Source organism: Herbaspirillum hiltneri N3 (genome assembly GCF_001267925.1).
GTDB classification, from domain to species: Bacteria; Pseudomonadota; Gammaproteobacteria; order Burkholderiales; family Burkholderiaceae_D; genus Herbaspirillum; species Herbaspirillum hiltneri.
Map to the genome: position 1 here is coordinate 4,703,378 of NZ_CP011409.1, position 18,733 is coordinate 4,722,110.

General features: G+C 60.7%; 20 protein-coding genes. 5 read left to right on the forward strand and 15 right to left on the reverse strand.

Annotated elements, in window-relative coordinates:
* Window positions 1-2: 2 nt before the first annotated feature.
* The 3 genes from F506_RS21160 to F506_RS21170 all read right to left on the reverse strand — a co-directional run bounded on the left by F506_RS21160 (window position 3) and on the right by F506_RS21170 (window position 3,355).
* Entirely contained in the window at window positions 3-1,391 is a 1,389-nt protein-coding gene (locus F506_RS21160) for an MFS transporter (RefSeq protein WP_235471269.1), read from the reverse strand.
* 168 nt (window positions 1,392-1,559) lie between these two features.
* A complete protein-coding gene (locus F506_RS21165; RefSeq protein WP_053200727.1) occupies window positions 1,560-2,447 on the reverse strand; it encodes a sugar phosphate isomerase/epimerase family protein in 888 nt (295 codons plus the stop codon).
* Window positions 2,448-2,461: 14 nt separating this feature from the next.
* A complete protein-coding gene (locus F506_RS21170; protein WP_053200729.1) occupies window positions 2,462-3,355 on the reverse strand; it encodes a phytanoyl-CoA dioxygenase family protein in 894 nt (297 codons plus the stop codon).
* A 677-nt stretch (window positions 3,356-4,032) separates the two neighbouring features.
* Between F506_RS21170 and F506_RS21175 the strand changes: the two genes are divergently transcribed.
* Window positions 4,033-5,034 carry a ChuX/HutX family heme-like substrate-binding protein gene (locus F506_RS21175; protein ID WP_053200731.1) on the forward strand — a complete coding sequence of 334 codons (1,002 nt, stop codon included), beginning with the start codon at window positions 4,033-4,035 and terminating at the stop codon, window positions 5,032-5,034.
* Window positions 5,035-5,120: 86 nt separating this feature from the next.
* Window positions 5,121-5,495 (forward strand): DUF423 domain-containing protein, encoded by a 375-nt coding sequence (locus F506_RS21180; RefSeq protein WP_053200733.1) that lies wholly within the window; start codon window positions 5,121-5,123, stop codon window positions 5,493-5,495.
* Window positions 5,496-5,592: 97 nt separating this feature from the next.
* On the opposite strand, the gene F506_RS21185 is transcribed toward F506_RS21180, so the two are convergent.
* The 9 genes from F506_RS21185 to F506_RS21225 form a co-directional block, all read right to left on the reverse strand.
* Window positions 5,593-6,918, reverse strand: a complete 1,326-nt coding sequence (locus F506_RS21185; protein WP_053200735.1) for a DUF3100 domain-containing protein — start codon at window positions 6,916-6,918, stop codon at window positions 5,593-5,595.
* Between the two features lie 208 nt (window positions 6,919-7,126).
* On the reverse strand, window positions 7,127-8,638 hold the full coding sequence (locus F506_RS21190) for an aldehyde dehydrogenase family protein (RefSeq protein WP_053200737.1): 1,512 nt from the start codon (window positions 8,636-8,638) through the stop codon (window positions 7,127-7,129).
* A gap of 26 nt (window positions 8,639-8,664) precedes the next feature.
* Window positions 8,665-9,537: an NAD(P)-dependent oxidoreductase gene (locus tag F506_RS21195; RefSeq protein ID WP_053200739.1), complete on the reverse strand. Its 873-nt coding sequence runs from the start codon at window positions 9,535-9,537 to the stop codon at window positions 8,665-8,667.
* A 135-nt stretch (window positions 9,538-9,672) separates the two neighbouring features.
* Window positions 9,673-10,587 (reverse strand): LysR family transcriptional regulator, encoded by a 915-nt coding sequence (locus F506_RS21200; RefSeq protein WP_053200740.1) that lies wholly within the window; start codon window positions 10,585-10,587, stop codon window positions 9,673-9,675.
* 83 nt (window positions 10,588-10,670) lie between these two features.
* Window positions 10,671-11,381: a methyl-accepting chemotaxis protein gene (locus tag F506_RS21205; protein WP_144424137.1), complete on the reverse strand. Its 711-nt coding sequence runs from the start codon at window positions 11,379-11,381 to the stop codon at window positions 10,671-10,673.
* A gap of 32 nt (window positions 11,382-11,413) precedes the next feature.
* Complete coding sequence (locus tag F506_RS21210; RefSeq protein ID WP_053200743.1) at window positions 11,414-12,223, reverse strand: ABC transporter ATP-binding protein; 810 nt, start codon at window positions 12,221-12,223, stop codon at window positions 11,414-11,416.
* Window positions 12,224-12,286: 63 nt separating this feature from the next.
* On the reverse strand, window positions 12,287-13,210 hold the full coding sequence (ntrB, locus tag F506_RS21215) for a nitrate ABC transporter permease (RefSeq protein WP_053200745.1): 924 nt from the start codon (window positions 13,208-13,210) through the stop codon (window positions 12,287-12,289).
* A gap of 63 nt (window positions 13,211-13,273) precedes the next feature.
* Complete coding sequence (locus tag F506_RS21220) at window positions 13,274-14,446, reverse strand: CmpA/NrtA family ABC transporter substrate-binding protein (RefSeq protein ID WP_407638194.1); 1,173 nt, start codon at window positions 14,444-14,446, stop codon at window positions 13,274-13,276.
* Between the two features lie 438 nt (window positions 14,447-14,884).
* Window positions 14,885-15,508 (reverse strand): ANTAR domain-containing response regulator, encoded by a 624-nt coding sequence (locus F506_RS21225; RefSeq protein WP_053200747.1) that lies wholly within the window; start codon window positions 15,506-15,508, stop codon window positions 14,885-14,887.
* Between the two features lie 467 nt (window positions 15,509-15,975).
* On the opposite strand from F506_RS21225, the gene F506_RS21230 reads away from it, so the two are divergent.
* The 3 genes from F506_RS21230 (at window position 15,976) to F506_RS21240 (ending at window position 17,476) form a co-directional block, all read left to right on the forward strand.
* The gene (locus F506_RS21230) at window positions 15,976-16,818 is read left to right on the forward strand and encodes a hypothetical protein (RefSeq protein ID WP_053200748.1); all 843 of its coding nucleotides are present in this window, start codon (window positions 15,976-15,978) and stop codon (window positions 16,816-16,818) included.
* A 73-nt stretch (window positions 16,819-16,891) separates the two neighbouring features.
* Window positions 16,892-17,050 (forward strand): DUF3309 family protein, encoded by a 159-nt coding sequence (locus tag F506_RS21235; protein ID WP_083458346.1) that lies wholly within the window; start codon window positions 16,892-16,894, stop codon window positions 17,048-17,050.
* 105 nt (window positions 17,051-17,155) lie between these two features.
* Window positions 17,156-17,476, forward strand: a complete 321-nt coding sequence (locus F506_RS21240; protein WP_053200753.1) for a hypothetical protein — start codon at window positions 17,156-17,158, stop codon at window positions 17,474-17,476.
* A 92-nt stretch (window positions 17,477-17,568) separates the two neighbouring features.
* On the opposite strand, the gene F506_RS21245 is transcribed toward F506_RS21240, so the two are convergent.
* The 3 genes from F506_RS21245 to F506_RS21255 all read right to left on the reverse strand — a co-directional run bounded on the left by F506_RS21245 (window position 17,569) and on the right by F506_RS21255 (window position 18,602).
* On the reverse strand, window positions 17,569-17,784 hold the full coding sequence (locus F506_RS21245; RefSeq protein WP_053200754.1) for a glycine zipper 2TM domain-containing protein: 216 nt from the start codon (window positions 17,782-17,784) through the stop codon (window positions 17,569-17,571).
* 117 nt (window positions 17,785-17,901) lie between these two features.
* The gene (locus F506_RS21250; protein WP_144424138.1) at window positions 17,902-18,222 is read right to left on the reverse strand and encodes a hypothetical protein; all 321 of its coding nucleotides are present in this window, start codon (window positions 18,220-18,222) and stop codon (window positions 17,902-17,904) included.
* Between the two features lie 206 nt (window positions 18,223-18,428).
* Window positions 18,429-18,602: a CsbD family protein gene (locus F506_RS21255; RefSeq protein ID WP_053200758.1), complete on the reverse strand. Its 174-nt coding sequence runs from the start codon at window positions 18,600-18,602 to the stop codon at window positions 18,429-18,431.
* Window positions 18,603-18,733 lie beyond the last annotated feature (131 nt).

Here is an 18,733-nt window from a genome sequence, read left to right on the forward strand (position 1 = left end):
TTTCAGGCGTCTTCCTCGTAGATCACGCCGCGCGTTTCCGGCGCCATCAGCAGCGCGATCAGCGCAACGCCGCCCATGAACACCAGATAGCCGATGATCGGATAATAGCTGCCGCCGTAATACGCCAGCAAACCCGTTGCTATCACCGGCGCCATGCCGCCCGTGATCACCGACGACAGTTCACGCGCCATGCAGATGCCGCTCATGCGCACGCTGGGCGGGAACAGCTCGGCGAAGAACGCCGCCTGCACCGAGAACATCGGATACAAGCCGAACACGATCATCATCACGAAGCCGCCGATGATCATCGGCGTCTCGCGCGTCTCCAGCATCATGAAGAACGGCCACGAGCCTAGGATCATGACCACGATTCCGAGGATGTACACCGGCTTGCGGCCGATGCGGTCGGACAGCATGCCCCACAATGGATTGAGCAGCGCGCCGAGGCCGGCGCCGATCAGCACCGCTATCAGGCCGATGCTGGCGTCGACTTTCAGTTGGGCGGTCAGGTAGGACAACGCCCACACCTGGAAGATATAGCCCGCGGTATTTTCTGAAAAACGCGCACCGATGGCGATGAGCAGGTGACGGCGATGGTGCTTCCATACTGCGGAAATCGGCGACTTCTGCACGGCCTTCTTCGACTTGATCTTTTCAAACGCGGGAGACTCCAGCACGTACAGGCGGATATACATCCCGACCGCCAGGCCGATGCTGCTCAGGATGAAGGGAATGCGCCAGCCGTAGTCCATGAAATCGGCTTCCGGCATCTGCCGTACCAGCGTGAATACGCCTGCCGACAGCACCACGCCCAACGCCACGCCGACGCCTGGCCAACTGGCGTAATAGCCGCGCTTGTGGACCGGCGCATATTCAGCCGACATGGTAACGGCGCCGCCGAATTCCGCACCGGCGGCGAAACCCTGGATCAGCCGCAACAGCGTCAGCAGGATGGGCGCGGCGATGCCGATGCTGGCGTAGGTCGGCAGGAAGCCGATCAGCGTCGTGCTCAGCCCCATCATCAGCAAGGTAATCACCAGCACGTTCTTGCGCCCGATGCGGTCGCCGATATGGCCGAACACGAAACCGCCCAGCGGGCGCACGACAAAGCCCAGCGCATACGAACCGAAGGCCGCGAGCGTGCCGATCATGGGATCGAGCCTGGTGAAGAACAGCACGTTGAAGACAATCGCCGCCGCGGTGCCGTAGAGGAAGAAGTCATACCATTCGAGCGCAGTGCCCACCACCGAGGAACGCAAGGCGATGACGCGCTGGCGCTCCAGTCCGGCGCTGGCGCGGTCTGCGGCATTGCTGGCGTCGCGTTCGGTCTGGTGCTCTGAAGCGGCCCCGAGGGCGTGGTCCGCGCGCGGGCTGCTGGCGATTGTATTCATGCTGTCTGTCTCCTGGTGGATGCCGGCGCCCTTGCCGGTCCCATGGTAAATCATGGGGACGTGTCGTGTTGTCTCGATCTACGACCGGCCGGGCGCCGTGTGCTCATTGATGGAAGCGATACTTCTCCTTGGCCTTGCTGGTTGATATGAAAACGTGAAACATTGAAATCATGCTGCTGCCGCTTTTTGCGCCTTTTCCTGCGCCGCGGCTTTCCTCGTTCCTGCATCTGCGCAGGCCTGCCACAACGCACGCACGCTGTCCTTCATACTGCCGGCCTCCTGCCAGCGATCCGACAATTCATGGCCGTCGGCGCCGGTCATCGCATATTCCGGCGGGCCCAGTTCACACAGGAAAGTCAGCACGCCGTCGGACGGCGCACGGCGGCACCAGCTCCGGAATCCGTATTCCCACCATTGCATGAACAGCTGCAGCCACTTCTGGTGCTGCGGAAACGCCAGTTGCAACTGGATCTGTTCGCGGCTGGCGACGCGACCGTGGAAGCCCCAGGCGTTGTCGATGATCCGGTGCATCAGCGCATGGTTCTCGTCCGAAATCGGCCATGCGAATTCGCGCGCCACTACGTAATGCGACAAGTCCGCCGTAAGCCGCAGATCCGGAAACCGATCCAGCAACTGCAGCGTGAAGAAGAGATCGGTGGTCATGCGATCGCGATGCGTCTCGATGTGCAGCGCGATGCCGGCGTCGTCGGCCAGCCGCCGCCATCCTTCGATGTAGGGAATGCACTCATCCAGCGTGTACGGTCGGACGTCGGCCTGCAGGTTGATGTGGTCGGCGCCGAATTCCTGCACGTGCTCGATGATGGGCTTGAGCTCGTCGACGCTGCGCGGATAACACTGCGCCTGCCAGCTCATGCCGTGTTCACGCAGGAAGGCGGTGACTTCCCGCGCATAATCGCGATCGAAGAAGCGCACGCCGGCGCCGTCGAAACCGGCATCGCGGATCATGGCGAGCTTCTGCTCCAGGGTCCACTCATGGCCGTCGGGACGACGGCGTTCCATGGCCCACAAGGATTGATAGATGAGTAACTGCTGCATGGTGTGCGGCGGGGTCAGGTGGAGGCGGCTTGCAACGCCGCATCGTCGGCAATATCGAAAAATCGTTTTCCGCTGGAAGCCTGGTTCTCGTAGATCGAGCCCTGGTTCAAAGCCGGCGGCAGCGGCATGCGCACCGGCACATCGCGAAAGCGCGGCACGACGGTAGGCTCGCCGCTGAGCAGGCGCGAGTTGAATTCGTCAAAATCCGCCACGCCCAGTAAAGGAAAGGCATCCGCCGCGCACACTTCATACAGCAGGAAATTACGCGACATGGTCGAGCGGTTCTGCGCCGAGCCATGCACTGCCCGCACGTGGTGGAAAGACACCGCCCCCGCCTTGCCCGTCACCGGCACCGCCCGGTCGAGATTAAGCCCGGGCGTGGCCGGATCGATGGCACCGCAGAAGCGGCCGTCGGCATGGTGATCGTAGGTCGGGCCGGTATGCGAACCGGGCACCACCAGCATCGCGCCGTTTTCCAGCGAGGTGTCGTCGAGCATCACGCCTACCGCCAGGATATCGTCGTTGGTGTGCGGATAAAAAGCCCAGTCCTGATGCCATTCCACCGGCGAACCGAAGCGCGGCGATTTGAGGTTGAGCTTGGAGCTCTGCAAGCGCAGTCCCTGCCCCAGCAAGTCGCGCAGCACCGCCACCATCGGCTGCGATCGGATGAACTCTTCGAACACCGGATGATGCTTGTGCGGCTGCTTGATGCGGCGCAGGCGCGGCTCCTCGGCGCTATGGCCGTTCTCCAGATCGAAAACCTGAGTGTGGGCGTCGACTGCGCGCGATTGCTCCAGCCATTGCGCCAGCGCTTCCTTCATCCGCTGCAGCGTGAAAACATCCAATAAACCGGGCACGACCAGCAAGCCGTCGGTTCGATACTGTTCGATCTGCGCAGGGGTCAGCATGAAGACTCTCCTTGATGTTGGAATGGCTGCGGCAAGCAAATCTGCCGCCAATTTGCAGCTAATTTGCAGTTTTTCGGATGAAAGCAAAAACTGATGTTCGCGCGAACATATTAGGACTGCGAAAATCCCGTGTCAACCTGAAATCCCGATAAACCCGGGAACTTCGATGGCGCACAGCAGCAGGGGGAGCGGCATCACGGCGTGATGCAGACCTGCCGGGGCGAGGCCGGAACGATACGAAAAAAAGCCCCCGGACTTCGCAGGCCGGGGGCTGAATCCAATTCAAGAGGGAGGAATTGGAGGAGACGGATTCAGGTTATCGCGGCGCAGCATCGGTTGCCACAGGACTTACACACGGACACACTTTCAACACTTCCCTAACAGCGCCGCGTCATCAACTTTCTGTAAAAGTGTTTATCCGTGCTTGCTATTTGATGATCCATGCACGACAATGGATGAGAATTATTCTCATTTGAAGGATTTCAAGATCGGAAACACCATGATCAACGGACTTTTCTTCGGATGCGATGCTTCGGCGGCACCGGCATCTCTTGGATATCGGCAACCCGCCCCCACATGGGTCGGAATCAAGAATGCGGAGCACGCCGCGAAGCTGCCGCTCCATTCGCACCGGCCGCCAGAAATGAAGCCGTAAAGAATACCGAGAAGGAAAGATCATGATGCGTCTGCGCCCCCTCGACGATCAGCAACTGCCCAACCTGACCGATGTACAACGCGTTGCGCTGCAGCCGCATGCGACACGCCTGGACAGTGAATTCGCGCCCCTGATGCAGCGTCTCGCCGCGCTCGGCAACCTCACTGAAGTGACGCGCAACTCCTCCGCCCTGCTTGAAAAAGACAACGTCAGCGGCGCGTTGTACGTCGACAATGAAATCGAACTCGCGCCGGCCGAAGCCATGCACCTGCGCATTTTCTATCCGCAGTGGGAGCACGGCTACGCGCTCGAAGAGCATGACGCCTGCAGTGGCGGCAAGCGGCACAGCCTGCAATTTTTCGACCGCTACGGCAACATGATGCACAAGATCATGCTCGGCGAAGATGGCGACATCGCGTCGTTCCGGCAATTGGTCAGTGACCATGCCGCCGCCGAACAGCTGGCGCCGCACCTGGTCCATCCACTCGACAGCGCTACTGGAACCGGCGACGACAGCCTGGGCCGAATCGACGTCGACGCCTTGCGCGCAGAGTGGGCCCACACCCACAACCACGAGGATTTCATCCAGCGCCAGGAAGCCTTCGACCGGCAACGGCTGCGCAAGCTGCGCCTGGCCGGCAAAGCGTTCGCCTATCAGGTCGCCAACGACTCGGCGCGCGTGATCCTGCAGCGCATGACCGAATTCGGCACTTCCATCATGGCCCAGGTCGGCAATGCCGGCATCGTCCAGGCTTACTACGGCAAGATCAAGAACATCCGCGTTAAGGATTCGCGCCTGAAGATCATGAATGCAGGTTTCCGCATGCAGCTGCGCGAAGATCACATCGATTCGGTGTGGGTCGCCAAGAAGCCCACTACCGACGGCATCATCACCTCGCTGGAATTGTTCAACCGCCAGGGCACGCACATCGCCAGCTTCCTGAGCAAGAAATCCAACGGCCAGCCCGAACCGCGTGAATGGCGCGAAGCCATCATGCGGCTGATGCCGATCTTCGGCGTCTGAAGCGATCTCGCCATTGCCAGCGGTGGCAATGTGGCAATGGCGCACAAGAATTAAAATAATCGTCTTATATTTTTGGGAAATCACTCATGAGCGAACGTCTTCTCGTCATCCTGGCAGGTCTCAACATGTTCATCGCGGTCGGCGCCGGCGCGTTCGGTGCGCACGGCCTCAAGCAGATCCTCGATGCCGACATGCTGGCGATCTGGCAAACCGCCGTGATCTACCAAATGGTGCATGCACTGGGCATGTTCGCGGTAGCGCTGCTGATTCCCAGGTTCGGTCCCGCCATCCTCGGCTGGGCCGGCAGTGCGATGTTCATCGGCATCGTGATTTTCAGCGGCAGCCTGTATGTACTGGCACTGAGCGGCGTGCGCTTCCTTGGCGCGATCACGCCGATCGGCGGATTGGCTTTCCTGGCCGGCTGGCTGCTGGTGGCGTGGGCGGCTTACAAGGCGCAATAAACTTCGCTGCATACATGCAAAAACAAAAAAGGCCGGTAATTCACATTACCGGCCTTTTCATTTTTACCAACCGCCTTACAGCATGCAGGCATGCCGATCAGTGGAAGAACTCCGCGATCAGCGTCGCGCCGATGAAGGTGCCTGCGTTGGCGGCAAACGACACCAGCACAATGCGCCAGCCGAGCTTGCGGAACGCCGGGATATCCTTGGCGATCGACAGGCCGGCGAAAGTCAGCATTGGCGTGATGACGGCGAGGAAGTTGATCTTTCCGGTAATTGCCACGATCGCGTCAGCCCATGGACAGGCCGGCGAGGTCAGGAACATCGCCGCCAGCGTCACCCAGCACACCGCCGGAATCTTCCTGCCGGTCAGGTTGCACAGCAGATCGCCCACCAGCACCGCACCGATCATGATGACGATGCAACCCACCGATTCCAGCGGCGCGACCTTGTAGGCGATCCAGTTGGCGATGATGGTCAGCACACCGGCGAACACCCAGGCGCCGACGCGGCCGGCCAGGTTCAGGTCGGCCACTTCGGTATGGGTCTGTTCATGCAGCTTGTCGTCGGCGGCCGTGCTCGAGGACGACGTGGTGCGGCCGATGATCGGTTCCAGAACGCGGTAGCCCCACACCGCCAGCGGCAGCGAGATGAACAGCGTGAAGTACGTGCCGATGGTGGTCGTGATCAGGTTGCTGGCGGCGGCGAAGGTCGCCACGTCCTTGGCCATCTCGGGCGTCTGTTGCGCCGCGATGGCGCCGGCTGCGGCCGCCATCATGCTGCCCGAACCGACGCCTGCGCCCATCGCCAGCGCGACCGGATGGAAGATGTTGAGGCTGGTGATGAAGCCGGCGAAGATCGCGATGAAGACCGCGCCGAACAGCGTGCCGGTAATGTACTCGGCCAGGACGCCGCGTCCTTCCGGAGAATTCATGCCGTAGCGTTCGCCGATGATCGCCAGGCTCGGTTCGCGGCCGACCGAGAACGTCGCACCGATGGCTTCACGCTTGATACCCAGCAGCAGCGCCAGCGGCAGGCCGATCACGATGGTGCCGACGAAGTGGCCGAACTCCTGGAACACCAATGCCCAGCCGGCGCCGATGATCTTTGGCAGCGAACTGCCGACCATCAGGCCGAGCTTGGCGACGAACAGCAGCAACGCCGGTTGCAGGATTGCGGCAGCCCGGAATTGCAAGGGCCGGGTCAGCGCCAACGGTCCCATTTTCGATTGCACACTGCCGATCACGGCGCCCATGATGAGCGCCCAGACCATCGGCAGGAGCACGACTTTGCCCGGTCCCATCTTGAACGCCACCGAACCGATCAGTTCAGCCACGACAAGGATCAGCACCGCATACACATAGAGCTTCCATGTTTGCAGTCCTGGCTGAATGACGGGTGTTGCTGTTGCGGATGCTTGCATATTATTCCCTCCGGATCTTGAGTCCTGTGTTCAAAAGCCGCATTGTGCACGGCCCTCCCTGATACAGCTATTCTTTTTGCAACGATTAATCACGGCTTTTTTGAGCGCCTTCGTTGTCCGGCGTCAATCATGCCTTGCCCTGCCCCACGCTGCAATGAAAATGAAAACGTTCTCATCGGACGGGAACAGGTCCGTCATCCGGCTCGCGTCATACGTAACCGAAGGTCGCTGCCGGTTCCTTCGCCGTCTCGACCCACACGCTCTTGGTCTGCGTGTATTCATACAAGGCCTCGACGCCGCTGGAACGGCCATAGCCGCTCTGCCCGTAACCGCCGAACGGCGAAGTGATGTTGATCGTCTTGTAGCCGTTGATCCAGAAGGTACCGGCGTTGATGTTGGCGGCCACGCGATGCGCGCGCGCCACATCGTTGGTCCATACCGCGCCGGCCAGGCCGAAGTCGCTGTCGTTGGCGATGCGCACCGCGTCTTCCTCGGTGTCGAACGGAATTGCCACCACCACCGGCCCGAAAATCTCCTGCTGCGCCACGTCCATGTCGTTGCTGACGTCGGCCAGTATGGTCGGCCGCACAAAGAATCCCGGCGCTGAAAAATCCTGCTCCGCCGTCGCGAGCCGCGCGCCGTTGCGCACGCCTTCGGCGATCATGCCGCGCACGTGTTCGTATTGCTTGCGGTTGGAAATCGGTCCGACTTCAGTCTGTGCATCGCCCGGCTGCCCGACCTTGATCTTGCTCGCGCCGTTGGCCAGCATGGCGACGAATTCTTCATACACCGCACGCTGCACCAGCAACCGCGACCCGGCCACGCAGCTTTGTCCGGCCGACGAAAAGATCGCCGCCTGCGCACCGAGACAGGCGCGCTTCAGGTCCGCGTCTGCAAACACGATGTTGGCCGACTTGCCGCCCAGCTCCAGCACGCAAGGCAGCAAGCGGCGCGCAGCGGCTTCGGCAATCTTCTTGCCGGTTTGCGGCGAGCCGACGAACACCACTTTCTTGACGACGCGGTGATCGATGGCAGCCTGGCCGACAGTATGGCCCTGGCCGGCCAGCACGTTGATCAGGCCCTTGGGAACGCCGGCCTGTTCGGCCAGCGCCGCCACCGCCAGCGAGGTGAACGGCGTCAGTTCGGACGGCTTGAGCAACACCGCATTGCCCATTGCAATCGCCGGCGCGACTTGCCAGCCGCAGGTGAAGATCGGTGCATTCCACGGCGTGATCTGCAACACCGCGCCGACCGGCTCGCGGCGCGTGTAGTTCAGATGCGAACTCGGCACCGGAATCACGTCGCCATAAAATTTGTCGGTCCAGCCTGCGTAGTATTCGAACATCTCGGCGACCTTGCCGACTTCGCCGCGGCAATCGCGGATCGGCTTGCCGGCGCTGAGCGACTCCAGTTGCGCCAGCGCTTCGGTGTTGTCGCGGATTTTCTGGCCGACGGCGAAGACGATGCGGCCGCGCGCGGCATGCGTCAGCTTCCACCATTCGGCCTGCGCCGCCAGCGCCGCTTCGGCGGCCTGCTGCACCACCGCCGCGCCGCCGTCGCGATAGCTCAGGCTGTCGGCACCGGTGGCGGGATTCTGCAGCACCACGGCCGCGCCGTCGCCCTGCACCAGCTTGCCGCCGACATACGAACCGACAAATCCGGCGCCCGGGAAGAACGGCGTGAACGCCGCCAACAACTGTTCTGCTTCATTCGATTGCATTCAAGACTCCTGATGATGTACGTGATTTATTTCTCGATGAACTGCACGATGCGATTGAAATCTTCGCCGTCGGCGGTACCCGCTGCTTCTGCGCTGGCGGCCCACAGGCGGCCGACTTCGCCCGACAGCGGTGCCGAGGTGCCGAGCTCGCCCAGCAGACCCATCGCCAGGCGCAGGTCCTTGCGCATGAGCTTCATCGTGAATCCGGAGTCGAAGGCGTCGTTGAAAATCCAGGTGGGATAGTTGACTTGCGTGACGCCGCTGCGCCCCGAGCCGGCGTTGATGCCTTCAAAGATCTGTTGCGCATCGAGGCCGGCGGCGGCAGCAATGCGCGCGGCCTCGCCTGCGACGATCAGGTGCGCACCACACATCAGGTTGTTGAGCAATTTGGTGACATGGCCGGCGCCGACCGGACCGACGTGCACGCGCTTGGCGCTCATCGCTTCCAGCACCGGCGTGACCGCCGCGACGTCTTCCGCCGCGCCACCCAGCACCATGGTCATGGTGCCGGTGGCCGCGCCCTTGGGGCCGCCGCTGACCGGCGCGTCGATGAAGCGCACGCCCTTTTCCGCCAGTGCGGCGGCGACCCTGCGCGTACTGTTGGGATCGGCCGTGGTGGTGTCGACCACCAGCAGGCCGGCTTTGGCGCCGGCCAGCACGCCGTCGGCGCCGAACACCACCGCCTCCACCACGTCCGAGGTCGGCAGCGACAGGATCAATACATCGACTTCCGCCGCCAGCGCCGCCACCGACGCAAATGTCCGCACGCCTTCGCGCGCGATGCTTTCGGCCGCCGCGGTCGCCGGATCGTAACCGGACACCGTAAAGCCGCCGCGTTGCAACGACAGCGCCATGCCGCGCCCCATATTGCCCAACCCTGCCACACCGATGTGTTTCATGCCGCTCCTCACTGGATAAGTCGTACGTCAAATCAGACGGGTCCAGTGTGCAAGCAGGGGGAATAAGCGTCAATTACATCGAAAAGCCAATATTGTTCTACTTATGAGAACACATAAAACAGCACGCAACAGGCGTCAGCTGGTGACCTGGAACGCCTGCATCAGCGAACTCGAATACGACACGAAACGATTGGCTGCTACCGACAGCTTGCGCCCTACGCGCGTGACCAGGTGCACCTCGGCCACCGCCAGCACGTCGTCTTCCAGCGGAATCGCAAACAATTCGCCCGCCGCCAGTTCGGTCGACACGGCGAAGCGCGGCAACAGCGTCACCCCAAGGTCGGACCTGACGAAATGCTTGAGCACATTGATGGAGTTGGTGGTGAGCGTAGGATTGAGCTTGATCTTGGCCGCGTATTCGGCCAGCGCCAGCAGCTGTCGCGTGCCGTAGGACGTATGCATCAGCCCGACCGGATATTCGCTGAGCTCCTGCAAGGTGCAGGATTTGCTGTTGCGCAGCGGCGAATTGGCGCTGACCACCGCCATCATCGGTTGCCGCTGCACCGAACGAGAGACGATCTTGGGATCCGTGGGCGGGTTGTAGACCAGGCCGATTTCGGCGATGTCTTCGGCCACCATGCGCAGCACGTCGTTGGTGCCGGCGAGGTCGAGCGAGACTGAAATCTGTGGATGGCGTTCGCAGAAATAGGCCATCGGCCGGCTCATGAAATCGCTCACGAAACCTTCGCCGATGACGATGCTGACGTGTCCGCGCTTGAGTCCGCGCAGGCCTTGCAGCTTGGACAACAGGTCGGCCTGGTGAGCGCCTTGCTCACGGTAGTAATCGATCAGCAGTTGGCCCGCTTCGGTCGGCACCACGCCGCGGCGGTGCCGTTCCATCACGGGGATGGCGATTTCCTGTTCGAGCAGCGAGATCTGGCGACTCACCGCCGATGGCGCGATATCGAGCTTGTCGGCCGCCGCGCGCACGCTGCCGCACTGCACCGCTTCAAAGAAATAGACGAGCCTCTGCTCGCTGAGTTTTTTCATTTCCCGTCCCTGCCTGTTCCGTCTTGAGTTGCCTCAATTAGAACAGAATCAGGGAAACGATCTCAATAGGCCGAGAAAAACACCTAAGCCGTCGCACCGGCGAGAGCTGCCCTGACGAGGTCGTCGATCTCGGTGGTGATGTTCGACAGCACACCGGCAACGACCGAAAATTCCTTGCCGGCCTGTCCCGCGCGCGCCGCCACGATGCGCGCATTGAAGGACACCATCTTGGCCTGTTTGGCGATGGTTTCGATGTCGGTCATGATGCCGCGCAGCTGCTTCTTCATCAGCACGGCGTGGCGCTTCGATTGTTCTTCGTAGACGGTGGTGATCTGGTTCAGCACGCTCAGCAGCGGCGTGGTAATGCGCACCAGTTCTTCCAGCAGCGCCGGCGCATCGCGCAGGCGGTCCTCGATGGCATTGAGCGTGCGCTCAGCCAGGTTCATGAAGTAAACAATTTGCGCGTCGCCGTCGAGCTTGCCGAAATAGGCTTCCCGCACTTCTTCGCAAAAAATTCCCGGCACCGTGTCGGAACCCTTGACCAGCGCCGTATGCGCCCCACGGAACAAGGCCAGCGCGTCGCGCGCCGTCTTCACCGCGCCATCGTGTCCCTGCGACGCCAGCACCGCATACAGCACCAGGCGCTGCGAGGTGAAACGCCGGCGTCCCGACAGATTGATCAATGCGCCGAACACTTCACCCGACAATGGCTTGATGCCGCTGCCGCTTTTATCGCCGCCCTCCTCGCCGGTTTCGTTGTATGGCACCGGCCTGATTTGTACGGACGCCGTCATGGCGCTCCTTTCGTATGAGTCCTGGAGATGGTTTATGCAGCTTCTCTGGCCGGATGCGCTTGCTTGCGATACAGGAATTCCAGCACCGCCGTGCGATATTCGGAATACCGTGCATCCTGCGCCAGCGCCACGCGTTCGCGCGGACGCGCCAGCTTGACTTCGAGGATTTCGCCGATGGTGGCGGCTGGGCCATTGGTCATCATGACGATGCGGTCCGACAGCAGCACCGCTTCATCGACATCGTGCGTGACCATGACGACGGTCGATTCGGTCTTGGCGACAATCTTCAGCAACTCGTCCTGCAGGTGTGCACGGGTCAGTGCATCCAGCGCGCCAAACGGCTCGTCCATCAGCAGGACTTTGGGCTCCATCGCCAGCGCGCGGGCGATGCCGACGCGCTGCTTCATGCCGCCGGAGATTTCATTGGGACGCTTGCTCTCCGCCGCCGTCAACCCCACCAGCGCCAGCGCCGCGCGCGTGCGGTCGCGCAGTTGGGTGCGATTTTCGGTGGCACCGAAGACGCGCTCGACGCCCAGGAAGATATTTTCGTAGCATGTCAGCCACGGCAACAGCGAGTGGTTCTGGAACACCACCGAGCGCTCCGGCGACGGGCCGGCGATCTCACGGTTGGCGCACAAGAGCAAGCCATCGCTGGGCTTGAGCAGGCCGGCGATCAGGTTCAGCAGCGTCGACTTGCCGCAGCCGGAATGGCCGATCAGCGTAATGAACTCACCCTTCTGCACGGTCAGGTTGATGTCGCGCAGCGCGTGGAAGCTGCCCTTCTTGGTGTGGAACATCATCTCGACTTCGTTGATGTCGATAAACTTGTTATGCATGTCCATCAGAACCCCCTGTTGCTTCGTTAAGCGTTAAGTCGTTGCATCGATATCGGGCGCAGCTCAGTCTCAGCTGCTGACTTCTTCATACGTGAAGGCCTTTGCCAGCGCCACCAGCAATTGTTCGAGGATCAGCCCCACCACACCGATCACGACGATGGCGATGATGATGTGCGGCACGTTCAGGTTGTTCCATTCATCCCAGACCCAGAAGCCGATGCCGACGCCGCCGGTCAGCATTTCCGCCGCCACGATCACCAGCCAGGCGGTGCCGATGGCCAGGCGCACGCCGGTGAGCATGTACGGCAGCACCGACGGGAACAGGATCTTGGTGAGGATCTTCCACTCCGACAGGTTGAGCACGCGCGCCACGTTCATGTAATCCTGCGGCACGCGCTGAACGCCGACGGCGGTGTTGATGATCATCGGCCAGATCGAGCAGATGAAGATCGACCAGATTGCAGCCGGATTGGCCGACTTGAACACGAGCAGGCCGATCGGCAGCCAGGCCAGCGGTGACACCGGTTTCAGCAAGCTGATGATGGGGCCGAACATGCCCGACAAAAAGCGCACGCGGCCAATCATGAAACCCAGCGGAATCCCTACCAGCGCGGCCAGGCCGAAGCCGATCGCCACGCGCTGCAGCGATGCCAGCACGTTCCAGCCGATGCCCTGGTCATTGGGACCGGTGCGGTAGAACGGATCGGAAAACAGCTTGATCGCCTCCTGCAAGGTCACCAGCGGCGTCGGGAAATTGCCGGTCCTGGCGGCGATGATCTGCCACACCAGCACCAGGAAAGCCAGGCCGGTCACCGGTGGCAGCACCGTCATGAACCAGCCTGAAAACGGCAGATTTTTCTTCGCCGCTTTCATCTTCTTCGCCGCCGGAGCAGGCGTGGCAGCGGCAGCCGGCGCCGGTGCCACGCCTGCTCCGGCGGCCGGTGCGGCCGGCGCCGGTTTGTCGTTCATCATCGTTTCCATGACTGCGCTCATATCGATTCCTTCACTGGAGGCTGCTGCAAAATGTCCTGCGGTCCGGCTTGACTGGCGCCTTGACTACGCCCTGACCTTGAACGAAGCCGCGTAGGCTTTCGGATTCTTGCCGTCCCATACGGTGCCGTCCATCAGCTTCGATGTGCGCATCACGTCCTTCGGAATGCTGGTCTTGGTCATGGTCGCGGCGTCCTTGAACAAGTCGATCTGGTTGACCGCCTTGGCCACGGCCAGGTAATCCGGATCGTCCTTGAGCAGGCCCCAGCGGCGATGCTGCGTCATGAACCACATGCCGTCCGACAGGTACGGGAAGTTGACCGCGCCGTCGTTGTAGAACTTCATGTAGTTCGGATCGTCCCAGGTCTTGCCCAGGCCGTTCTGGTAGCGGCCCATGATGCGCTGGTCGATGACATCCTTGCTGGTGTTGACGTAGGACTTGTCGGCGATCACTTCGGCCATCTTGTTCTTGTTGGCCAGCGACGCATCGATCCATTTGCTGGCCTCAAGGACCGCCGCCATCATGGCGCGGCAGGTGTTCGGATATTTCTTGGCGAAATCGAGCGTGGTGCCGAGGACTTTTTCCGGATGATCTTTCCAGATATCTTGCGTCGTGGTCGCGGTAATGCCCACGCCGTCGACGATCGCGCGGTGGCCCCAGGGCTCGCCGACGCAGAAGCCGTCCATGTTGCCGACCCGCATGTTGGCCACCATCTGCGGCGGCGGCACGGTGATGACCTTGGCGTCCTTCATCGGATTGATGCCGTTGGCGGCCAGCCAGTAGTACAGCCACATCGCGTGGGTACCGGTCGGGAAAGTCTGCGCAAAGGTGTATTCGCGCTTGTCGGTTTGCATCAGCTTGGCCAGCGACTGGCCGTCGACGCCCCCCTTGTCGGCGATCTTTTTCGACAGCGTGATGGCCTGGCCGTTATTGTTCAGGCTCATGAGCACGGCCATGTCTTTCTTCTGGCCGCCGATGCCCATTTGCACGCCATAGATGAGGCCGTACAGAACGTGCGCCGCATCCAGCTCGCCGTTGGTCAGCTTGTCGCGCACGCCGGCCCAGGAGGCTTCCTTGCTGAGCACGATCTTGATGCCGTATTTCTTGTCGAAGCCGAGCACCGAGGCCATCACGACGGAAGCGCAATCGGTCAGCGGAATGAAACCGATCTTCACTTCTTCCTTCTCAGGTTTGTCCGAGCCGGCCGCCCAGGCTCCTCCTGTTGCTAGTCCCAACATGCTCGCTCCCGTTGCCAGTCCTGCAGTCTGAATCAATTGACGACGCTTGAAATCCACTTCGTTCACAGCCTCCACGGCCTTGCTCGCTTGCTCTTTGAATTCCATCGCATTCCCCATTTTTTCGGCGGCAAAAAAAAAGGCGTCCCTCCGGCATGCACTGAGTCATGTCGAAAGACGCCTTTGTCTTGGATGGATCCGACCGCCATTGGCCGGATCGTTCATTGCGCAAACCTTGCGCTAACGGAGACGATTCAGCAAAGAGCGTGCCAAGCAGATGGAAAATCGCGTGAAAGCCGCGCCGCCCATAGGCAAAGCGCCAATCCTGCGTGGCCCGATGGAAGCGAAAGCGAGGGGAATTTGCGAAGGCGGCGGCGCACCGGCTTTGTGCTGCGCACCAATTTGGCGGTGCATGCACACCGCCGCCCCAGGAAAAAAATGTCAGCCGAGCAAGTCCTCGACATCCAGCAAGCGCTGGGCGATTTCGGAAAGTTTGAGGTTCTTGTTCATGGCCATGCTGCGCAGCTTTTGATAGGCCTCGTCTTCCGACAGTTTGTGCCGGGACATCAGCAGGCCCTTGGCGCGCTCGATCACCTTGCGCTCGGCCAGCTTGTGCTTGGTGTCCGACAGCTCGGTCAGCAGCTTCTGCTCCTGGCGGAAACGCGCCAGCGCCACGTCGAGCACCGGCTTGATCCGTTCGGCTTGCAGCCCGGCCACGATATAGGCGGTGACGCCGGCTTCCATGGCGGCTTCCATGGTACTGGTGTTGTCGTCTTCAGTGAACATGACGATGGGACGGCGTTCGTCGCGCGTGGCGATGACGATATGCTCGAGTACGTCGCGCGCATCCGATTCGGCATCGATGATGATCATGTCGGGCTGGAGCTGGGCAATGCGTTCGGGCAGGTACTGGTCGGCCGGCAGCGAGGCGATGATGTTGTAACCCGCCTCCAGCAATCCAATGCGCAGAGCTTTGCCGCGCTCGGCCTGCTCCTGCAGGTCGGTGTCGGTCTCATCGGCATGGTCGATGATGGTATTGACAACGACAATGCGTAGATTGCGCATGTGAGGTTCCAATGTTCGCCTGGACATCGTAAATCGCTTCCGAACTCGTTACGGGTCTGGGTGGCTGTGGCACATCCGGTACCGGACTAATGCCGGCTTCATGTTGCCATACCTCCACGCTGCATGCCCTCCCGAATATCCCTGGCTGCAGCGGGCGAATAGTAACCCATTTGGAAAATGCGGCACACTTTCCATCATCTTGTGATGTACATTGGCTACATGCCGCGGCTGCACTTGCAGGCAACAATCAAGCAAAAATCAAACCAGAAAACCGCAACGCGGTCGCCTCGCCCATGCCGCATCCCCTACTCCGCCACTCGCCTTTTCCTACAGGAAATTGAGGAAGACGCCTATCTACCGCAAGCAAAGCGGTTGTTAACATCCATCGCATCAACTGTCTTTGGCATGTTGTTTGGCACATTGAACGCCACCTTGGATTCGCACCACCCGCCTGGAGGAGATTACCCATGTCACGTCGCATTCGTTGCCTGCCGGTTGTCGGCAAGTCCGTACAGCTCGCCACCTATTTTGCCGCCGGCAGTGCGCTTGCGCTGACGTCGGCCAGCGCGCTGGCCGACCCCTCGCCGGCGCTGGATCGCTTCAGCCTGTCGGCCGGCGCCTACTATGTCGATCCGACTTTCCGCGTCAACGCCAACTCGCAGTACGGCTCTTACCAGTCCGGCGACATCGACCGCGACCGCACTGCGTTGCCACGCGTACGCGCAGAACTGCTGCTGTTCGACAGCCAGGGCTTGTCGTTCGACTATTTCACGTACAAGAAGAATTACGCCGGCGCCATCAACCGCACCATTCCCCTCGGCAGCGGCTCCACCCTCAACGGCAACGGCAATGCCGACATCCAGGTCGACATGGCGTCGCTGGCCTACAAATGGTGGATCGGACAAGGCAATGACGTCTTCGGCATCGGCCTCGGCGCCGGCTACTATCGCGCCAAGCTCGACGTCAATGCCGCCGCCACGCTGAACGGCGCTTCCGGCACGTTCAGCGACAGCTATTCAGAAAAAACCTGGGCGCCCTTGCTTGAACTCGGCTGGAAACACGCTTTCAGCAAGGACTTCCGTCTCTATGCCGAAGCCTCGGGCGTCAAAAAGAACTGGGGCAAGGTCACCGGCCACATCTACGGCGCGGCCATCGGCGCAGAGTGGTATCCGCTGGCCAATCTCGGGATCGGCGCTGACTATGGAATTACCCGCATCAAGATCAACCGCGACGGCGGCGGCGCCATCGACGACGCCAATCTGGACATCCGCCTGAAAGGCCCCTCGGCTTACGTGAAGGTGCGTTTCTGAACATGGATGCCGTGCGGTCCCCCACACGGCCACGATGAACGCTGCAACCCTGCAGTACAACAAGGAGAACAACATGACACTCGGCACCATACTTCTGATCGTCCTCATCCTGATCCTGATCGGCGCCCTGCCGACCTGGCCGCATAGCCGCTCATGGGGTTACGGCCCCAGCGGGATCGCCGGCACGATCGTTATCATCCTGCTGATCCTGGTGTTGCTCGGACGACTATAGTCGGCGGGGTTTCCCTGTAGCCCTGGGCAAACAGGATATGATGGACGGCGTTGCATCTCGAGGATGCAGCGCCGTTCATCATTTCTACCGGAGGAGTCCGCAACGATGAGAAAAAATCGCCGACCATATCTGCTTCTGCTGCCGGTGCTGCTGGCCGCCGTCACCCTGTCTGCACCCGTGTTTGCCGCCGAAGAGGACGTTTCGCAGGAAGATCCTGCACGCTGGTATCAGGGCGACGACACCGCCCAACTGCATTACAAGACGCTGGTGAAAGAAGCCCGCGCAGCCGGCGCCCAAGCACTGCAGGAATGCAAGTCGCTCAAAGGGGCCGAAGCCAAGGGCTGCCGCAAGGAAGCCCGCGCCAACCAGAACAGCGATCTGGCGCGCGCCAAACGCATTCTGAAGGCACGCAGTGCTGCCGAATAAGCCGCAGCGCGCGACATGAAAAAGGGGACCTGCCGGTCCCCTTTTTCATTGCAGCGGCGGCCTGTCCGCTACTGGTATCCCATATTAGTTGCCTACTTGCCGACCTGGTTGCCGATCACACCGCCAACCGCAGCACCACCCACAGTGCCCACTGCGCTACCGCCCGTCAGCACGGCGCCGCCGACTGCGCCGACACCGGCGCCAACGGCAGTATTCTTGTCTCGCTGCGACATGCCGCTGCAACCGCTCAGAACTGTCAGGGCACAGACGGTGATCGAAGTTACGGCGATTTTATGTGCTATTTTCATGATCACACCTCTTCAAAAAATGGTTGTTGCTGCGGGATGCAGCAGTCGATTCTCGTGGCTTCTTGTTGACTCAAATGAAGAGCCGGTATTTTTTAGACCGCGTTCAACGTCCGAGTTTCATGTCGACGGACTACGCAAACATTCGCTTACACTTTTCGCGTCGTTGACATCGCAGGCCTGTTTTTTCAGACCGGGATGCTCATAAACGATGACCGCATTGCGGATCGATTGAGGATGCTTGCGCTGGACCATGTCGAGGTAGAGGAATTTCTTCTTGCCCGCGCCGAGGGCGGCTTTGGACTTTGCAGCGCTTGCCTTGGCGAGCGTCACTGAACGCGACGCATCGCCGCAGCCCGTTGTTCCATTGCCAGCGAAGGTGGGAGAACAGACCATTGCGCCGGTCAATACGAGCAAAGCCATTGCAGTTATTTTTTTCATAATCCCTCCCTCGACAAATCGCCTACGTCGCGACGCGGGAATGTTTAATGGATGCACCAGCGATACCGGGCCATCATGACAAAATAGGATTGCGCTCAACAGCCGTGCTTCTCCGATTCTGCCGTAAGACGATTCCTACAAATCGTCGGACCGGCATGACCTGACATGAAAATGGGAGCTGGAAGCTCCCATTTCGGCAGGCCGGCTTAACGGTCCTTCAGCGCTTCCTTGGCGTCGCCGTAGCTCTTCTGAGCAGTACCGTCAATTTGCTTGGCGGCGCCCTTGACTTGCTGCTCCTTGCTATCGACCATTTCGCCTGCCTTTTGCTGGACCTTGCCTGCTACTTCTTTTGCCTTGCCTTGAACTTGATCTTTATTCATGATGGCTCCTGAAAGTGAAGGGACCAGTTACTGTCATCCAGCACAGTCAACTGCACACATCTCCTTGGTGGAAACGCGATGATTCATCTTAATCAGCCGCGCTTTTCGCGACCATAAGACAGCCCCGCTTT